At 31.6% G+C, this 1,110-nt stretch carries 1 protein-coding gene and 1 pseudogene; both read left to right on the top strand.

The window, feature by feature from the left end; translation table 11 throughout:
* Window positions 1–261 precede the first annotated feature (261 nt).
* Window positions 262–675, top strand: coding sequence for a hypothetical protein (locus tag A5844_RS01360; protein ID WP_086283269.1), 414 nt, complete (start codon window positions 262–264; stop codon window positions 673–675).
* Window positions 676–969: 294 nt separating this feature from the next.
* Window positions 970–1,110: pseudogene (locus tag A5844_RS01355) on the top strand (biotin/lipoyl-containing protein); the annotation flags it as partial.

Here is a 1,110-nt window from a genome sequence, read left to right as displayed (position 1 = left end):
CTAACAGAATAAGATGGAAATATTGACGCAGTTAAGTGGCATTGACCATTTGACTGCGTTTTTTGTTAAAAAGAATGTCTCGTTAACTTTAATACTATAGGAAGATGAAACTATTAATGATTTTACAACTAGGGAAATATAAATGGAATTCATATTATTAGTGTTAAAGTATTTTTGTAAATAAAAATAGAGTTTTTTTTTTTGAAAAAATAGTTCAGGTGGTTATTTTAATAGCAATTTCTGTCTCTTATACACATCTAGATGTGTATAAGAGGTAATAACCATGGAGAACCTGTTTTTAAAAAACTTAAGGTTGAACAGGACCATGGAGAGAAAAAATTAGGCCAAATAGATGGAAAATTTTATACAAAAGATATCACCTCTTTCATTTTGTCCTTAGAGGATCGGGGTCTAAAAATTGAACCAAAAGTTAGAGCGACGATGATGGAGAAACTCCATAATATTAATACCTTAAGGAATGCTACTCAGAAACAACAAGAAAAAAGTGATGTAACTCATCAAGCTGGAGCAACGATAAATCAAATGGGAAAACAAGCTAAATCTGATAATTCCTTTGCGAATCACTCAAGATACGCACAAGATCAAAGTGTTAAATCTTCGAAAGAGGTTTCTAAATCTTCGAATAAATCAACAGACAATCGGGAAAGATCGTAATAAATCAAAGAAAAATTGAGACAGAAAAAGTGTTCTTGATATTTTGGACTAGTGTCTAAGATAAATTTTTAGAAATTAAATGATCATTAAGTGATGATCGTTGTGCTATAACAGGACGGATTAGTGAATTTAATTGTTTTTTGATTATTTTTAACAGCTATTGTAACCGACAAGAGAAAAGTTCGTACATAATGTTTATTTAGATAAAGGGGAGGAGATGAGTGATGTCTCCACCCTTTTAGTCTGTTCAATAACTGTCTCTTATACACATCTAGATGTGTATAAGAGACAGCCATTAATGAAGATGACACATTATTAGAAGTACAAAATGACAAATCTGTAGAAGAAATTCCTTCTCCAGTCACAGGAACAGTGAAAAATATCGTGGTTCCAGAAGGAACAGTTGCAAATGTTGGTGACGTATTAGTCGAAATC

Source organism: Candidatus Enterococcus wittei (genome assembly GCF_002140175.1).
Taxonomy (GTDB): Bacteria; Bacillota; Bacilli; order Lactobacillales; family Enterococcaceae; genus Enterococcus_B; species Enterococcus_B wittei.
This window is presented reverse-complemented; position numbering and strand designations above follow the sequence as displayed.